The 15,543-nt window shown below is 61.3% G+C and carries 14 protein-coding genes; 9 read left to right on the forward strand and 5 right to left on the reverse strand.

The annotated features are described in order from the left end of the window. Positions 1-12: 12 nt before the first annotated feature. Together ACYAS9_RS18205 and ACYAS9_RS18210 are read right to left on the reverse strand one after the other, a co-directional pair. Positions 13-2,178, reverse strand: coding sequence for an HET-C-related protein (locus tag ACYAS9_RS18205; protein WP_463569660.1), 2,166 nt, complete (start codon positions 2,176-2,178; stop codon positions 13-15). Positions 2,179-2,356: 178 nt separating this feature from the next. Further along, positions 2,357-3,070 (reverse strand): SIMPL domain-containing protein, encoded by a 714-nt coding sequence (locus ACYAS9_RS18210; RefSeq protein WP_463569661.1) that lies wholly within the window; start codon positions 3,068-3,070, stop codon positions 2,357-2,359. A 217-nt stretch (positions 3,071-3,287) separates the two neighbouring features. Here ACYAS9_RS18210 and ACYAS9_RS18215 point away from each other — a divergent pair, with 217 nt between their 5' ends. From ACYAS9_RS18215 to ACYAS9_RS18245, 7 genes are all read left to right on the forward strand, one after another. Beyond that, positions 3,288-4,547 (forward strand): ATP-binding protein, encoded by a 1,260-nt coding sequence (locus ACYAS9_RS18215; protein WP_463569662.1) that lies wholly within the window; start codon positions 3,288-3,290, stop codon positions 4,545-4,547. Further along, entirely contained in the window at positions 4,544-5,113 is a 570-nt protein-coding gene (locus tag ACYAS9_RS18220; protein WP_463569663.1) for a response regulator transcription factor, read from the forward strand. The genes ACYAS9_RS18215 and ACYAS9_RS18220 overlap by 4 nt, the downstream gene beginning before the upstream one ends. Positions 5,114-5,299: 186 nt before the next feature. Next, complete coding sequence (locus ACYAS9_RS18225; protein WP_463569664.1) at positions 5,300-6,049, forward strand: FadR/GntR family transcriptional regulator; 750 nt, start codon at positions 5,300-5,302, stop codon at positions 6,047-6,049. 248 nt (positions 6,050-6,297) lie between these two features. Next, positions 6,298-7,209: a 5-dehydro-4-deoxyglucarate dehydratase gene (gene kdgD / locus ACYAS9_RS18230; protein WP_459748843.1), complete on the forward strand. Its 912-nt coding sequence runs from the start codon at positions 6,298-6,300 to the stop codon at positions 7,207-7,209. Positions 7,210-7,376: 167 nt separating this feature from the next. Continuing rightward, a complete protein-coding gene (locus ACYAS9_RS18235) occupies positions 7,377-8,753 on the forward strand; it encodes an MFS transporter (protein WP_463569665.1) in 1,377 nt (458 codons plus the stop codon). Positions 8,754-8,763: 10 nt separating this feature from the next. Next, positions 8,764-10,317: a galactarate dehydratase gene (gene garD, locus ACYAS9_RS18240; RefSeq protein WP_463569666.1), complete on the forward strand. Its 1,554-nt coding sequence runs from the start codon at positions 8,764-8,766 to the stop codon at positions 10,315-10,317. Between the two features lie 178 nt (positions 10,318-10,495). Continuing rightward, the gene (locus ACYAS9_RS18245) at positions 10,496-10,711 is read left to right on the forward strand and encodes a PLD nuclease N-terminal domain-containing protein (protein WP_463569667.1); all 216 of its coding nucleotides are present in this window, start codon (positions 10,496-10,498) and stop codon (positions 10,709-10,711) included. Between the two features lie 15 nt (positions 10,712-10,726). Here the strand turns inward: ACYAS9_RS18245 and ACYAS9_RS18250 are convergent, their stop codons facing one another. Together ACYAS9_RS18250 and ACYAS9_RS18255 are read right to left on the reverse strand one after the other, a co-directional pair. Then, positions 10,727-11,497 carry an alpha/beta hydrolase family protein gene (locus ACYAS9_RS18250; RefSeq protein WP_463569668.1) on the reverse strand — a complete coding sequence of 257 codons (771 nt, stop codon included), beginning with the start codon at positions 11,495-11,497 and terminating at the stop codon, positions 10,727-10,729. Continuing rightward, positions 11,481-12,602, reverse strand: coding sequence for a DUF3182 family protein (locus tag ACYAS9_RS18255; protein WP_463569669.1), 1,122 nt, complete (start codon positions 12,600-12,602; stop codon positions 11,481-11,483). The genes ACYAS9_RS18250 and ACYAS9_RS18255 overlap by 17 nt, the downstream gene beginning before the upstream one ends. Positions 12,603-12,782: 180 nt before the next feature. Here ACYAS9_RS18255 and ACYAS9_RS18260 point away from each other — a divergent pair, with 180 nt between their 5' ends. Beyond that, the gene (locus ACYAS9_RS18260; protein WP_463569670.1) at positions 12,783-12,977 is read left to right on the forward strand and encodes a hypothetical protein; all 195 of its coding nucleotides are present in this window, start codon (positions 12,783-12,785) and stop codon (positions 12,975-12,977) included. A 176-nt stretch (positions 12,978-13,153) separates the two neighbouring features. Here the strand turns inward: ACYAS9_RS18260 and ACYAS9_RS18265 are convergent, their stop codons facing one another. Continuing rightward, a complete protein-coding gene (locus ACYAS9_RS18265) occupies positions 13,154-13,939 on the reverse strand; it encodes a sulfite exporter TauE/SafE family protein (RefSeq protein ID WP_463569671.1) in 786 nt (261 codons plus the stop codon). Between the two features lie 267 nt (positions 13,940-14,206). Here ACYAS9_RS18265 and ACYAS9_RS18270 point away from each other — a divergent pair, with 267 nt between their 5' ends. Continuing rightward, positions 14,207-15,505 carry an MFS transporter gene (locus ACYAS9_RS18270; RefSeq protein WP_463569672.1) on the forward strand — a complete coding sequence of 433 codons (1,299 nt, stop codon included), beginning with the start codon at positions 14,207-14,209 and terminating at the stop codon, positions 15,503-15,505. Positions 15,506-15,543 lie beyond the last annotated feature (38 nt).

The following is a 15,543-nucleotide window of genomic DNA, read 5'->3' on the forward strand; positions in this document are numbered from 1 at the left end:
AACCGTACGCCATCATGACGGCGCGGCATCGGCACCGGGCGGCGGCGTCTTGTCGAGCCACTGTTTGAGATAGCTGCTGATGTAGTCCCAGGTCGACTGGCTTTCCTGCCTGAAATTTTCCAGGCTGACGACCGCCAGTTTCTGTATGTCTTCCTGCAACGTGTTCATTTCCGAACTGGAGCTGGCGCGCTCGATCTGTTCAGGGTTGTTCTGCGCCCATTCGGCCAGCATCCGGTCTTGCCAGTCGCTGTCGTTGGGGTGCTTGAAATAGTCGCTGGCCACCGCCAACGGGTCTGCACCGGGCACACCTCGCCAATGTTCGAGCATCGCCTGGGCCACGCGAGTGATCGCCGCGCCGGCGAGCATCGCTGCGGGCTCATGCAACGGGTGCTCGGCATGGTCCTTGGCCAGTTGCGAGTGCGACGGGTCGGTCGAACCGTTGGTGTTGGGGTCGCCGCCGAGCAGGGTCTGGGCATCATCGACGCTGTTGCCCAGCAAGGTCATCAGGCCTTGCAGAACCGTGTGATAAGCGTTGCCGAGCAGCCGGAACGGTGCGCTTCTGGACCATATATAAAGGCGTGCGGCGTTAAGCACCGGGCTGGCACTCAAGGCGTCGCGGACGTCGAGCATCTCGTTATAGGCGTTCAGCCAGGTGTCGTTGGGGTGTTCGCTGAGCAGCACCAGCAACATCCTGTCGGTGTCGGAGCGATCGCCGGGAGTTGCCGGGGTGAACGCCCAGTTCTCGGTCGGGGCCACCAGGTGGGCAATGGGTTGCGCCAGGCTGGCAATGATATCGGTGCCGCCAAAGCGCCCGGTGACCAGGGGCAACGTCCATTTACAGTCCGCCGCCGACGTCCATGGCAGCACCGGATAACCCAGCTTGATCAGGCCCAGTTCGACCAGATTGGCGTGGGCAAACAGGTCTTCGAGCACATGCAGCGCAGCGCCAAAGTGGCGCAGGCCTTCAGGTGTGCGGCCTGCTTGCTGGGTCAGGCGCAGTTGCTCGTGCATGTACGCCACCGAGTGGTGCAGATAGCGCTTGATCGAGGTGTCGGGGTCCACTTCCAGCAGCGCGTCGCCGGCCATGACCCACGGTTCGAAATCCGCATCGCGCCCGGCCGCATCGAACGGTGCCGGCGGCTCGATACGCGGGTTGTCGATATGCTCGCTGGGGCGGTAAACCCCCAGTCGCTCGGGGGTAACGATAAAGCTGGCGCTGTCTTGCAAGCGCAGGTCGGCAAACTTGCGCGCCGCCAGAATATCCACGATCTCGGTCAGCGCCTCGCGGGACATCACGCGGGGGAAGTTTTTCGGCATGCCGGCGCCACGCACCAGCTTGGGGTCCAGCAACTGCGAGTAGTCGCGCAGCCAGTTGCCAAAATACACCGCCTGGCGCTCCGGTTCGCTGAAGCCCAGCGCTGTGAGGCTTTTTTCGATGCGTTCGTGGCTGAAAGTGCCTGGCGCCTCACCGCTGGCCTCGAAGTGTTCGCGGCCATCAAGGGCTGCGCCTTGCCGGTGCGAGTGTGCGGTGGCCTGCCGCGCGCGGATCTTCTGCAAGGCCCGGCGCGGTTCGACATGAAGGGTGATGGCATGGCCTTCATCATTCAGGTAGCTGGCGATGGGCAACCAGGCCTGTGCGGGCCAGCCGGCACTGGCCATGCGCTGCACGTAACGGCAGCCTTCCTCTTGCGGCGCATCGCCGCGCACCGCTTGGCCCTCGGCGAAGTCCTCGCGCAGCAGGGTGTCCAGGTGATGGCCGAACTCATGCAGCAGTATTTCCAGCAACTCCCAGGCGGCGTCCGGGTTGGCCTGCACGTAATCAAGCGCGGCACTGTGAATACGCAGGACACGCTCGCGGCTGTCGTACTCGGCGGGGTAGAAGCCCTCGGTCACGACGCGGCATTCGGGGTTTTCGACGCTTCCCTGTTGCAGCGCGGCTTGCAGCTTCAGGTAGACCTGCGGCTCAAGGTCCAGGCCGAACACCGGTGCCATCAGCAGGACAAACTCGGGTTCCATGCAGCGTTGTGCCAACCCGGTCAGTTGTTCCAGGGCGAAGCGGCTGTGCAATTGGCCGGTCGCCAGCCTGTGTTCGTTACGCTGATGCCGGGGCTTGCCGTGGGCCAGCAGCGTTAACAGGCGATGCCGGGCGCGGCGCGCAGGCGAGATGACAGGATTCATCCGTGATTCCCTTCTATTAAGTTGTCTGTAACTTAAGAAATGTTTGTGTAAGTGGATATTTAGAAGGGCCGAGTCTACGGAGTGTGGCGAGGATGAAAATCAGACGGGGGCGACGGCAGAGGTGGGATTTTTCGGCATGTCCGGGCGGATATCGCCCGGACGAGAGGAGGGTGTCGGGTTATGGCACTTGCACTTCGATGACGCCATCGGCGGTGATGCTGACCTTGCTGGTCCCGGCTTCGACATCCGGTGTCACCGCTTCAGCACGGCTGGCCTTCATCATCATCGGTGCGGCGTCACGCAGGTAAGGCTGTGGATAACCCGAGGTGTTGAGGTTCAGGTTGACCACTTTGTAGCCCTGACCGCCCATGGCGTCGGTCACCAGTTGCGCGCGGGCCTTGAAGGCCGTGACAGCTTCCTTGAGCAGATCGTCTTCGCTGGTCTTGCGGGTGGCCGACGAAATGGCGAAGTTCATGCTGTCCATTTTCAGGGTGGTCAGCAGCTCGCCGGTCAGTTGCGACAGGGCGGCGAAGTCGGCGCTTTCAAGGCGTACTTCGGCGCGCTCGCGCCAGGCGGTGATCTTTTGCCCTTTATCGTCGTAGATCGGCGAGCTGTTGCGGCTGCCCTGGCGAATCTCGACGCCTTTGACCTGGCGCGCCTGGCCGACGGCCTTGTTCAGGGCTTCGGTGATCTGCGCCGCCAGCTTGCCCGGATCGCGGTCCTGGGCTTCGGTATACAGGGTGACCTGCATCAGGTCGCGGGCGACTTCCTTGTTGACTTCAGCACGCAGCGACACCTGATTGAAGCGCGGCTCATCGGCGGCGAAAGACGCACTCGCCATGACAGTAGCGCTCAGGGCCAGGAAAGCGGCGGCAGGACGAAGCTTGAACATGGGAACTCCTTGTTGGCTGACAGCCTCCAACGGCTGTTGGACGGCACCTGCAATCAGACTTCGCACCTTGGGTGCGGTTCCGGGCGTGGCGCGCCAGGATGGCACAAAAGATTGCTGCGCCAATGCTGTGGCGCATTGCCGCAGGATTCCCGGTTCTGGCCCGTGGCTGGTTATACTCGGCCGGATTCACACGGCAACAGTCCTACCAGGAGAGCGCATGCTCGTCCCCGTCCAAATGCTTTCGGCCACACGGCAAAACCTGTGGCGCCTGACGTTTATCCGCATCATGGTGCTGGCCGCCCAGGCCGGCTCCGTCGGCATCGCCTGGCTGTTCGATGTGCTGCCGCTGCCGTGGCTGCAACTGTCGATCACTCTGGGCTGCTCGGCCATCCTCTGCGCCCTGACCGCCATTCGCCTGCGTACGCCGTGGATGGTGACCGAGCAGGAATATGCCCTGCAACTGGCGCTGGACCTGATCATCCACAGTGCGCTGCTGTATTTTTCCGGCGGCTCGACCAACCCGTTCGTCTCTTATTACCTGGTGCCGCTGACCATCGCCGCGGTGACTTTGCCGTGGCGCTATTCGCTGGTTCTGTCGGGTATTGCGCTGGCGCTCTATACCTGGCTGCTGTCGCAGGCCTATCCTTTGGAAAACTACCCCATCTCCCGGGAAAACATGCAGGTCTACGGCATGTGGCTGAGCTTTGTGCTGGCCGCCGGGGTGATTACCTTTTTTGCCGCCCGCATGGCCGAAGAGCTGCGTCGCCAGGAACACCTGCGCGCCGAGCGCCGCGAAGAGGGCCTGCGCGACGAGCAATTGCTGGCTGTTGCGACCCAGGCCGCCGGCGCGGCCCACGAACTGGGCACGCCGCTGGCGACCATGAGCGTGCTGCTCAACGAAATGCGTCAGGACCACCATGATCCAGGCTTGCAGGACGATCTGGCGGTGCTGCAGGAACAGGTCGGGCAGTGCAAGCACACCTTGCAGCACCTGGTGCGCGCCGCCGAGGCCAACCGGCGCATGGCCGTGGAGTTCCAGACTGTGTCGCGCTGGCTGGATGAGTCGCTGAACCGCTGGCACCTGATGCGCCCGGAAGTCAGTTATCGTTTCCAGCAACTGGGCCAGGGCAGCGTGCCGATGCTGGCGCCGCCGCCGGACCTGACCCAGGCGCTGCTTAACCTGCTTAACAATGCCGCCGATGCCAGCCCGGACAATTTGCAAGTGTCGCTGGACTGGGACAGCAACGAAATCTGCCTGAGCATCCGCGACCACGGTCTGGGCGTGCCGCCGGCCATTGCCGAGCAGATCGGCAAACCGTTTTTCACCACCAAGGGCAAAGGCTTCGGCCTGGGTCTGTTTCTGAGCAAGGCCAGTGTCACCCGTGCGGGTGGTTCGGTCAGGCTCTATCGTCACGAAGAAGGCGGCACGCTCACTGAATTGCGTCTGCCGCGTGACAAGCGAGGAGAACAAGCATGAGTGAAGAGATTGAGGTCGAACAGGTCGATGGCGAAGAGCTGCCGCACCTGCTGCTGGTCGATGACGACGCCACCTTTACCCGGGTCATGGCCCGGGCAATGACCCGCCGCGGCTTTCGCGTCAGTACCGCAGGTTCCGCTGAAGAGGGGCTGGTGCTGGCCCAGCAGGACATTCCCGAATACGCAGCGCTGGACCTGAAAATGGACGGCGACTCGGGGCTGGTGCTATTGCCCAAGTTGCTCGAACTGGACCCGGACATGCGCGTGGTGATTCTCACCGGCTATTCGAGCATTGCCACGGCGGTCGAGGCCATCAAGCGCGGCGCCTGCAACTACCTGTGCAAGCCGGCCGATGCCGACGATGTGCTGGCGGCCTTGCTGTCCGAGCACGCCAACCTCGACAATCTGGTGCCGGAAAACCCGATGTCGGTGGACCGCCTGCAGTGGGAGCACATCCAGCGTGTGCTGACCGAGCATGAAGGCAATATTTCCGCGACCGCACGTGCCTTGGGCATGCACCGGCGCACCTTGCAGCGCAAATTGCAGAAACGTCCGGTTCGTCGCTGAATATTCTGGCCCTGTCCGCAAAACCGCAGGCTTGAGCGGTAGCGGTGCCAGCAGCGATGAGCGGTTATCCCGTGTCAGCCGGTCGATGCTCGACCGACTGGCTTACTTGCGTTTTCATGGCGTGTGATCGTACAACCGCTGCGCTATGATTGCCCGTCATACCCATTGAGAAGACCGTTGCAGGATATGGAAAATCAAAGCGCTCCACCCCGCGCACGCCGTAAACATCGCAGTCTTGCGCAGGAACTGGTGACCGAGCTGTCCGAACGTATCCGCTCCGGGCAACTCAAGCGTGGCGACAAGCTGCCAACCGAGTCGGCCATCATGGAAGAGCAGGGCGTCAGCCGCACCGTGGTGCGCGAGGCCATTTCCCGCCTGCAAGCGTCGGGGCTGGTAGAGACCCGCCATGGCATCGGTACCTTCGTGCTCGACATGCCGAGCACCAGCGGTTTCCGCATCGATCCTGCAACCATCGTCACCCTGCGTGATGTGCTGGCCATTCTTGAGTTGCGCATCAGCCTTGAAGTCGAGACCGCAGGGCTTGCCGCGCAACGTCGCACCGATGAGCAACTGGCCGCCATGCGCGCCGCCCTCGATGCCCTGAACGAAAGCGCTGCCCACGCCAGTGATGCGGTGGCCATGGACTTCCAGTTTCACCTGCAGATTGCCCTGTCGACCGGCAACCGCTACTTCACCGACATCATGACCCACCTGGGTGCCAGCATCATTCCGCGTACCCGTCTGAACTCGGCACGCCTGGCCCATGACGACCAGCAGCACTATATGGTGCGCCTGAGCCGCGAGCATGAAGAGATCTACGAAGCCATCGCCCGCCAGGACGCCGACGCCGCGCGCGCCGCGATGCGCTTGCACCTGACCAACAGCCGCGAACGCCTGCGCCACGCCCACGAAGAAGCGGCTGCGCAAAACGCCTGATTGAACACGGCCCCTACGCGACCCGCATGTCCTTATGAGGATGTGCGGTGATCGTACGACTTTCGTCGTCTTTTCCTCATTAAAATCCCCAGTAATCAAGGCGTTAACGCCAGCAAGCAGTGCCCTTGGGAAAAATTCTGCAAATCCCTGTTGAGACATTTTATTTTCAGTTGTACGATGACTTACGACATCGGCACTCAGGCTGATGAGTTACTTACTACAACAATGTCCCCCAGGGTGTTTGAACAATGAATCCACAAGAACTCAAGTCCATCCTTTCCCACGGTTTGCTGTCTTTTCCTGTCACTGACTTCAATGCCCAAGGCGATTTCAACCGCGAAGGCTACATCAAGCGCCTGGAATGGCTGGCCCCTTACGGCGCAAGCGCCCTGTTCGCCGCTGGCGGTACCGGTGAGTTCTTCTCCCTGACCTCCGGTGAGTACTCGCAGATCATCAAGACTGCCGTCGATACCTGCGAGAAGACTGTGCCAATCCTGGCCGGTGTCGGTGGCCCGACCCGTCAAGCCATCGAAATGGCCCAGGAAGCCGAGCGTCTGGGTGCCAAAGGCCTGCTGCTGCTGCCTCACTACCTGACCGAAGCCAGCCAGGACGGCGTTGCCGCCCACGTTGAAGCGGTGTGCAAGTCGGTCAAGATCGGCGTCGTGGTCTACAACCGCAACGTCTGCCGCCTGACCGCGCCACTGCTGGAAAAACTGGCCGAGCGCAATGAGAACCTGATCGGCTACAAAGATGGCCTGGGTGATATCGAACTGATGGTTTCGATCCGCCGCCGTCTGGGCGACCGCTTCTCGTACCTGGGTGGTCTGCCGACCGCTGAAGTCTACGCCGCTGCCTACAAGGCCCTGGGCGTACCGGTTTACTCGTCTGCCGTATTCAACTTCGTACCGAAGCTGGCGATGAACTTCTACCACGCCATTGCCCGTGACGATCACGAGACCGTTGGCAAGTACATCGACGATTTCTTCCTGCCATACCTGGACCTGCGTAACCGCAAATCCGGCTATGCCGTCAGCATCGTCAAGGCCGGCGCCAAGATCGCAGGCTATGACGCAGGCCCGGTTCGCGCACCGCTGACCGACCTGACCCCGGAAGAGGTCGACCTGCTCGCCGCGCTGATGGACAAGCAAGGCCCGCAGTAACTCCCCCGACAGGCAAAGGCCGCTGAGTACGCTCCGCGGTCTTTGTCGTTGGACCCTCTGCAGGTGGAATCCGTTGTCGCCACCAACGATTCCAAGGGGCCTGCAGCGCTATACCCAAAAAACAGCATCACCCGCGTAAAAAAAATAATGAGTGGGAGTTCTACCGAATGCAAAAGTCCAAGCCGACGCACGTCCGCTATTTGATCCTGTTGATGCTGTTTCTGGTCACCACAATCAACTACGCCGACCGTGCCACCATCGCAATCGCAGGTTCCAGCCTGCAGAAAGACCTCGGCATCACTGCCGTAACCCTGGGTTATATCTTCTCCGCATTTGGCTGGGCCTACGTGGCCGGTCAGATTCCTGGCGGTTGGCTGCTCGACCGTTTCGGCTCGAAGAAAGTCTATGCCATCAGCATTTTCACCTGGTCGCTGTTCACCTTGCTGCAAGGCTATGTAGGTGAGTTCGGCATCTCCACCGCCATCGTCGCGCTGTTCATGCTGCGCTTTCTGGTCGGTCTGGCCGAGGCACCATCGTTCCCGGGCAACGCACGTATCGTCGCCGCCTGGTTCCCGACCGCTGAACGCGGCACGGCCTCTGCGATCTTCAACTCGGCGCAATACTTCGCCACCGTGTTGTTCGCACCGCTCATGGGCTGGATTGTTTTCACCTACGGCTGGCAGCACGTGTTCATCGTCATGGGCGCGGCCGGTATCGTGTTCTCGGGCATCTGGATGAAAGTCATCTACAGCCCGCGTCAGCACCCGCGCATCAACGAAGCCGAGCTTGAGTACATCGCCAGCAATGGCGGCATGGTCGACATGGACCAGGACAAGGGCAAAGGCAAGGAAAAGGCCGCCAACAGCGGTCCGAAGTGGGATTACATCCGCCAGCTGCTGACCAACCGCATGATGCTGGGTATCTACCTCAGCCAGTACTGCATCAACGGCATCACCTACTTCTTCCTGACCTGGTTCCCGGTGTACCTGGTTCAGGAACGCGGCATGACCATCCTCAAGGCCGGCATCATCGCCTCCTTGCCGGCTATTTGCGGCTTTATCGGCGGTGTACTGGGCGGGGTGATTTCCGACTACCTGCTGCGCAAGGGCCACTCGCTGACCTTCGCCCGCAAGGCACCGATCATCTTCGGCCTGCTGCTGTCGACCTCCATCGTGACCTGTAACTACGTCGACGTAGAGTGGGTCGTGGTCGGCTTCATGGCTCTGGCATTCTTCGGCAAGGGCGTGGGCGCACTGGGCTGGGCTGTCATGTCCGATGTGTCGCCAAAACAGATCGCCGGTCTCAGTGGTGGCCTGTTCAACACCTTCGGTAACATCGCTTCGATCACCACCCCGATCGTGATCGGCTACATCATCAGCAGCACCGGCTCGTTCAAGTGGGCACTGGTGTTCGTCGGTGCCAACGCACTGCTGGCCGTCATCAGCTACATCTTTATCGTAGGAGACATCAAGCGTGTGGAATTGAAAGAGCCGCCTGCACAGGGGCCAGCGCTGAACAGCGACCTTTCCCAAGCCAAATCCTGAGGAAACCGTGATGAACCTGATTCAACATGCCGATTCGCCACGGCATATCCGGCTTCACCCGCTGGATAACGTGGTCGTGGTGGTCAATGACCAGGGTGTGCCTGCCGGCACCCGATTCGATGATGGCCTGGAGACGGTCGATAACGTCCCGCAAAGCCACAAGATCAGCACCGTCGACCTGGGCGAAGGGGATCCTGTGATCCGCTACGGCCAGACCATCGGCTATGCCTTGCAACCGATCCCGCGCGGTAGTTGGGTTAGGGAAGACTTGCTGCGCATGCCGTCGGCGCCCGAGCTGGACAAGCTGCCGATGTCCGACGCGGTGCCGGAGAAAGAGGCGCCGCTGGAAGGCTTCACCTTCGAGGGTTACCGCAATGCCGACGGCACCGTCGGCACCCGCAACATCCTCGGTATCACCACCACCGTGCAGTGTGTGGCCGGCGTTCTGGGGCATGCGGTCAAGCGCATCCGCGATGAGCTGCTGCCCAAGTACCCCAACGTCGACGACGTGGTTGCCCTGACCCACACCTATGGCTGTGGCGTGGCGATCTCGGCGACCGATGCCTATATTCCGATCCGCACCGTGCGCAACCTGGCGCGCAACCCGAACCTGGGTGGCGAAGCCCTGGTGATCAGCCTGGGCTGCGAGAAATTGCAGGCCGGCCAGGTCATGCACGAGAACGATCTGTCGGTCGATCTCAGCGACCAGTGGCAGTACCGCTTGCAGGACGCCGGCAACGGCTTCAACGAAATGATCGAGCAGATCATGGACCTGGCCGAAGTGCGCCTGAAAAAGCTCGACCTGCGCCGTCGCGAGACCGTGCCGGCGTCCGAGCTGATTCTGGGCATGCAGTGCGGCGGCAGCGATGCGTTTTCCGGCATCACCGCCAACCCGGCACTGGGCTACGCCTCCGACCTGCTGCTGCGTGCTGGCGCGACGGTGATGTTTTCCGAAGTCACCGAAGTGCGCGACGCCATCTACCTGCTCACTTCCCGGGCCGAAACCCAGGAAGTGGCCGAAGGCCTGGTGCGCGAAATGGACTGGTACGACCGTTACCTGGCCAAGGGCGAGGCTGACCGCAGCGCCAACACCACGCCGGGCAACAAGAAGGGCGGGCTGTCGAACATTGTCGAGAAATCCCTCGGGTCGATCGTCAAGTCCGGCAACAGCGCCATCAATGGTGTGGTCGGGCCAGGTGAAAGGGTCAGCCGTAAAGGCCTGATCTTCTGCGCCACGCCGGCCAGCGATTTCATCTGCGGCACGCTGCAACTGGCCGCGGGCATGAACCTGCACGTGTTCACCACCGGTCGCGGCACGCCGTACGGGCTGGCTATGGCGCCGGTGGTCAAGGTCTCGACCCGCACCGAGCTGGCCCAGCGCTGGCCCGATCTGATCGACATCGATGCCGGGCGTATTGCCACCGGTCGCGCGAGCATCGAAGACCTGGGTTGGGAGCTGTTCCACTACTACCTGGACGTGGCCAGCGGCAAGAAGAAGACCTGGACCGAGCATTACCGTCTGCACAACGACCTGGCCCTGTTCAATCCGGCGCCTGTGACGTGAGGTAAAACCCGGCTGTATCTGCACCCCACTTTGCGACCACCCTCACCGGTGGTCGCATTGCTTTTGAATCCCCCTGCGTTTTATCCGACTTCTCTGAACTTTTCTGCCCGCGCCGGCCTCTTCTATTCAAGAGCGTCGCGTTTGGCGCTGGAGATACCGAAAGGTCAGGAGGTTTCAGATGCCTATGTCAGAAGCAGGTCTGTGGGGAGCGCTGTTGCTCGCCGCACTTATCATTCTGTCGGACTTGTGGGCCGTAATGAGGGTCCGCTCCAGCCATACCAGCGCCAGTAACAAGGCCATGTGGATCATTGGCATTGTCGCGGTGCCGATTGTCGGTGTGCTGGCCTGGATCGTTGCCGGACCACGGCATGTCTCGGGCCCGGCGCGCTATTGATTCAAGGCTGTTGACTCAAGACAGGGTGGCCGAATGATGGGGATAGTCCGTCAGGCGGTCACCGATCACCATTTCGCTGATCCAGTTGGTCAGCATCGCGCTGTAGACGCTCTGGCTGATGTCGCTGGACAGCGCATGATCGGCGCCATCCACCACTCGATAGGTCAGCGAATGTGCGCGTTCGAACGCGCTGCGATAACTCATCAGGGTCGCGTGCGGCACATAGTCGTCCGTCTCTGATTCGACCAGCAGCACATCCCCCTTGAACTCCTTGCACGCCGCCAGCGCGCGGTTATCGGCAGCGGTGACCACCGAGCGGCGGTAATGCGCCAGCTTGTCGCGGTCCAGCGCCTGCTTGGGCATGTCCCAGTCGGCATCCCAATACAGCGCCGGCACCCGCAACGCCAGCCACTTCACCGGGCGCAGGCTGCTCAGAATCGTCGCCAGATAACCGCCATAGCTGCTGCCGATCACCGCGATGGCGTCAGGGTCGACCGTCGGGTGGCTGACCAGCCGGTCGTAGGCGGCCAGCAGGTCGTCCAGGCTGTGCTCGCGCGACACCGTGGCGCGCAGTTCTTCGGTGCGTTCATGGCCACGCAGGTCGAAGGTCAGGCACACGCAACCCAGCCCGGTAATGTTCTTGGCCCGCGCCAGATCGCGTTGCTGGCTGCCGCCCCAGCCGTGCACGAACAGAATGCCCGGCACCTTGGCGCTGGGGGTCAGCAGGGTGCCGGAGACCGAGTCCTGGCCGATGGCGATTTCAATGTCTTCACTGCGCACTGTCATAAGGCTGAACCTGAATATATTTACGAAGAAAGCCCAGTTGAGGGTCATCGCCCTCGTACAGCACCTGAGCGTTGGAAGGGAGAGGGGCCGATTCGCCATAGACCTCATGGGTCGAGACGCGAATGCGTGACAGGCCGGGATCTTCTGCAAAAGCCAGCAACGCCTGGATCTCTGCCGCGCTGGCGCCACCGATACGCCACGACTGCTCCAGCACGCCGGAGCACATATGGCCTCGGGCATTCACGCCTTGGGCAATGTCGTAATTGCGCCGTGAGGCGATAAAGCCCGGCAGGCAATCCAGGGCCGCCTGGTCATAGGCGATGGCCTGTTGCACGGCACGGCGTACGGGCGCTTCCAGTGGCTGGTCGAGCAGTGCATCGAAGCCGCCGCGCACGATCCACAGGCATGAGCCGCCATACACGGTGGCGCCCTGATTGTCTTTGGTCAGACTCTGGGTGCCGTGATAACTGGCCATTTCGCCTGCAACCGTCACCTGGCCGACGCTGTAGGTGATCACGTCCTGCAGATCTTCCTCGATCACCAGGCCCCAGCGCGCCACTTCGGCAAAGTCCTGTTCGGCCAGCGCTGCCGCCAGTTCGCCTGGGTCGCGGGCGACGATCTGCCCGCGGCCGGCGGTGGCGCGTACCGGTTTGATGCGTACCGGGCCGCCGGCCAGCAGCTGTTGCCCGGCGTGCTGCGCATCGGCTTGGCTGAACACGCTGAAACCTGCCAGTACCGCGTCGCCTGCCTGACGATGAAAGGCCTCGGACCAGCCCGGTGGACGGGCGCTGGCGTTTTCGGGCAAAGGATGGGAAATGGCTTTGGTGGCCATGAACGGCTCGCTGACCAGACCGCCGAACAGGTCGTCGCTGCCGTGAATGCTCAGGTGTTCACACGCCTGCGGGTCGACCAGCGTATCGGAGGGCACGAAATACACAGAGCGGCCGTTATGCACCTTTTCATCGAAGGTGCCGACAAACTCGCCACCCAGTAACTGCGCCAGTTGCCGGCCCAATGCCTGATGCACGACGACTTCGTGCTGGTCGAGGATCTTGTCAGTGGGCAACAGAACGACTTCAACACGATTGCGGCCTGATTCGCGCATGGGCTGACTCCTTGGCAGTGCCTTGTTCATAGCCTCAAAGCTTATGAGTTATGGAAGGCCGCCCAGGACGTGGAGTTCCGATGCACAGATAAGCGGTCGGCCTGAAGAGGGCGCTGCAATGGCTTTGCAACAGAGCAGTGGTTATATCCCCGGCATCGAAACCAACAGGGGAGACACAACATGGCGACGATTACCAAATGGACCTTGCAGCTTATGGCGTTGTTGCTGCTTGCCTGGCTGGCCAGCGTGGCCGGGCAGTGGAGCACTCAGGTCGTCAACGGCACCAGCAGCGAGCGACTGGCACAATTAGTGCCGCTGCATGAGCCTGTCATGGTGTCTGCCGCAAAGGCATCTGCTGACACTCAGGTGCGTTGAAGGCATTCAGCAAAAGAAAGGAAAGACAGGAAAGACAGGCAAAAAAAATGGCTCACCGGGGGAGGTGAGCCAAGGGGATTCATCAAAGGAGTGGGGTAACTTTAAGGCCGCGAACGTGAAGAGGATGTGAAAGGGATGTGGACGAAACGAGAATGGATTACCGTTTCGAAAAATAATCAGAACGCCAGTTTGAAGCCGATCAATCCCAGCATCACCGCCAGGCAAGGGCGCAGCAGATTGTCGGAAACGCGCCCGGCCATATGGCTGCCCAGGTAGATACCCGGCAACGAGCCCAGCAACAGAAACCCGAGCAATTCCCAGTTCATATTGCCCATACTCGCATGGCCAATACCGGCGACCAGCGTCAGCGGCACCGCGTGGGCGATTTCGGTGCCCACCAGGCGGCGGGTCGGCAGCAGCGGGTAAAGAATGAACAGCGCCACCGTGCCCAGCGCGCCGGCGCCGATCGAGGTCAGGGCAACCATGGTGCCCAGCACCACGCCGGTGATGACCGTCAGCAGGTTGAGGCTGGAGTCCTTGAACAACGAATGGCCGTCGACGCGATTGTGCGCAAAGGCCAGCAGACGGTTCTTGAACAGGATGGCCAGGGCGGTCAGCAACAGCACGAAGCCCAGCGCCTGCTTGATGATGGCATTGAGTGCATCGGGCGAGCTGTCCAGGCTGTTGAGAAAGCCCAGTGTCACCAGCACCGCCGGCACGCTGCCCAGGGTCAGCCAGCCGGTGATCTTCCAGTCGATGTTGTCGTTCTTCTTATGAACGTACACACCACCGGCCTTGGTGATCGCCGCATACAGCAGGTCGGTGCCCACCGCGGTTGCCGGGTTGATGCCGAACCACAGCAGAATCGGCGTCATCAACGAACCGCCACCGACGCCGGTCATCCCGACGATAAAACCGACCACCAGGCCGGCTACTACAAAGCCAAAACCGCCAACATCCATTATCAAAGCCCTAAATCACTGTTATCTGTGTGTCAGGTAAAAAGTGGCGGGCAGCATAGCGATTTATATGCCTGTTGGTTATGAAGATAAGATCTAAGGTTATAACTCTTTGTGTTTTTATCGCCCTGATCTATAGACCATCGGCTATCTGAAATTCGTTGTACGACGTCTGGTAACATGCCAGAATTATTTTGAAACAAATTGTCTCGAGGACGTTATTCGACGCCCCGGCAATCACCGCCCCTCTAAAAATAATTCTGGTGAACCATGAGAATAAAAGGCATCCGTTGGTGGATGGTCAGCCTGGTCACGGCCGGGCTCGTCGTTAACTATCTCGCCCGCAACACCCTGTCGGTCGCCGCACCGACCCTGATGACCGACCTGTCGATCTCCACCGAGCAGTACGCGAAAATCGTCGCGGCCTGGCAGATCTGTTACGCCCTGATGCAGCCGGTGGCCGGCTGGTTTATCGATTTCATTGGCACCAAGCTGGGCTTTGCCGTCTTCGCCATGGCCTGGTCGGTGGCTTGCGCCGGCGCCGCCCTGGCGACCGGCTGGCAAAGCATGGCGTTCATGCGCGGCCTGCTGGGCATGACCGAAGCGGCCGGCTTGCCCGCCGGCGTCAAGGCCACCACCGAATGGTTTCCGGCCAAAGAGCGTTCGGTCGCCATCGGCTGGTTCAATATCGGTTCGTCACTGGGTGCCTTGCTGGCGCCGCCGCTGGTGGTCTGGGCCATCCTGCACAGTGGCTGGCAGCTGGCGTTCCTGATCGTCGGGGCATCGGGCATCATCTGGACCCTGTTGTGGATGCTGTTGTACAAGCACCCCAAGGACCAGAAGTACCTGAGCCTTGAGGAGCGCGACTACATCCTCAGCGGCCAGGAAGCGCACTTTCAGACCGCCAAGCGCGAGAAGGGCGCCTGGAAGAAGATCTTCAAGGAACGCAACTTCTACGCCATCGCCTCGGCGCGCATTCTCTCGGAGCCGGCCTGGCAGACCTTCAATGCCTGGATTCCGCTGTACCTGATGACCGAGCGGCACATGAACATCAAGGAAGTGGCGATGTTCGCCTGGCTGCCCTTCCTGGCCGCCGACATTGGCTGCGTGCTGGGCGGCTACCTGAGCCCGTTCTTCCATAAGTACTTCAAGGTATCGCTGTTCACCTCGCGCAAGATGGTGCTGGTGTTCGGTGCCAGCTGCATGATCGGCCCTGCCTGCATCGGCCTGGTCGAAAGCCCGTACACCGCCATCGCCCTGCTGTGCATCGGCGGCTTTGCCCACCAGACCTTGTCGGGTGCGCTGTATTCGATCACCTCCGACTCGTTCAGCAAGGACCAGGTGGCGACCGCAACCGGCATGGGCGGCATGTTCGGCTACCTGGGCGCTGCGGTGTTTACCCTGATCTTCGGCATCCTGGTGACCAAGATCGGCTACAGCCCGCTATTTGTCGTGCTGGCCGCCTTCGATCTGGTGGCGGCCGTACTGGTCTGGAACCTGGCGCGAGAAGTGCGCAGCGAGCCGGTCCAGCACATGACAACCACCGAAGCACTGACCCCCGGACACTGACCCCCCCCGTAGGAGCGCGCTTGCCCGCGACCGAGTGC

Source organism: Pseudomonas sp. HP_08, from assembly GCF_055284095.1.

Coding starts and splice junctions, on each gene's coding strand:
- ACYAS9_RS18265 (WP_463569671.1), bottom strand. CDS start 13,939: ATGGATGTTGGCGGTTTTGGCTTTGTAGTAGCCGGCCTGGTGGTCGGT.
- ACYAS9_RS18245 (WP_463569667.1), top strand. CDS start 10,496: ATGCCTATGTCAGAAGCAGGTCTGTGGGGAGCGCTGTTGCTCGCCGCA.
- ACYAS9_RS18205 (WP_463569660.1), bottom strand. CDS start 2,178: ATGAATCCTGTCATCTCGCCTGCGCGCCGCGCCCGGCATCGCCTGTTA.
- ACYAS9_RS18235 (WP_463569665.1), top strand. CDS start 7,377: ATGCAAAAGTCCAAGCCGACGCACGTCCGCTATTTGATCCTGTTGATG.
- ACYAS9_RS18255 (WP_463569669.1), bottom strand. CDS start 12,602: ATGCGCGAATCAGGCCGCAATCGTGTTGAAGTCGTTCTGTTGCCCACT.
- ACYAS9_RS18220 (WP_463569663.1), top strand. CDS start 4,544: ATGAGTGAAGAGATTGAGGTCGAACAGGTCGATGGCGAAGAGCTGCCG.
- ACYAS9_RS18270 (WP_463569672.1), top strand. CDS start 14,207: ATGAGAATAAAAGGCATCCGTTGGTGGATGGTCAGCCTGGTCACGGCC.
- ACYAS9_RS18225 (WP_463569664.1), top strand. CDS start 5,300: ATGGAAAATCAAAGCGCTCCACCCCGCGCACGCCGTAAACATCGCAGT.
- ACYAS9_RS18215 (WP_463569662.1), top strand. CDS start 3,288: ATGCTCGTCCCCGTCCAAATGCTTTCGGCCACACGGCAAAACCTGTGG.
- ACYAS9_RS18260 (WP_463569670.1), top strand. CDS start 12,783: ATGGCGACGATTACCAAATGGACCTTGCAGCTTATGGCGTTGTTGCTG.
- garD (WP_463569666.1), top strand. CDS start 8,764: ATGAACCTGATTCAACATGCCGATTCGCCACGGCATATCCGGCTTCAC.
- kdgD (WP_459748843.1), top strand. CDS start 6,298: ATGAATCCACAAGAACTCAAGTCCATCCTTTCCCACGGTTTGCTGTCT.
- ACYAS9_RS18210 (WP_463569661.1), bottom strand. CDS start 3,070: ATGTTCAAGCTTCGTCCTGCCGCCGCTTTCCTGGCCCTGAGCGCTACT.
- ACYAS9_RS18250 (WP_463569668.1), bottom strand. CDS start 11,497: ATGACAGTGCGCAGTGAAGACATTGAAATCGCCATCGGCCAGGACTCG.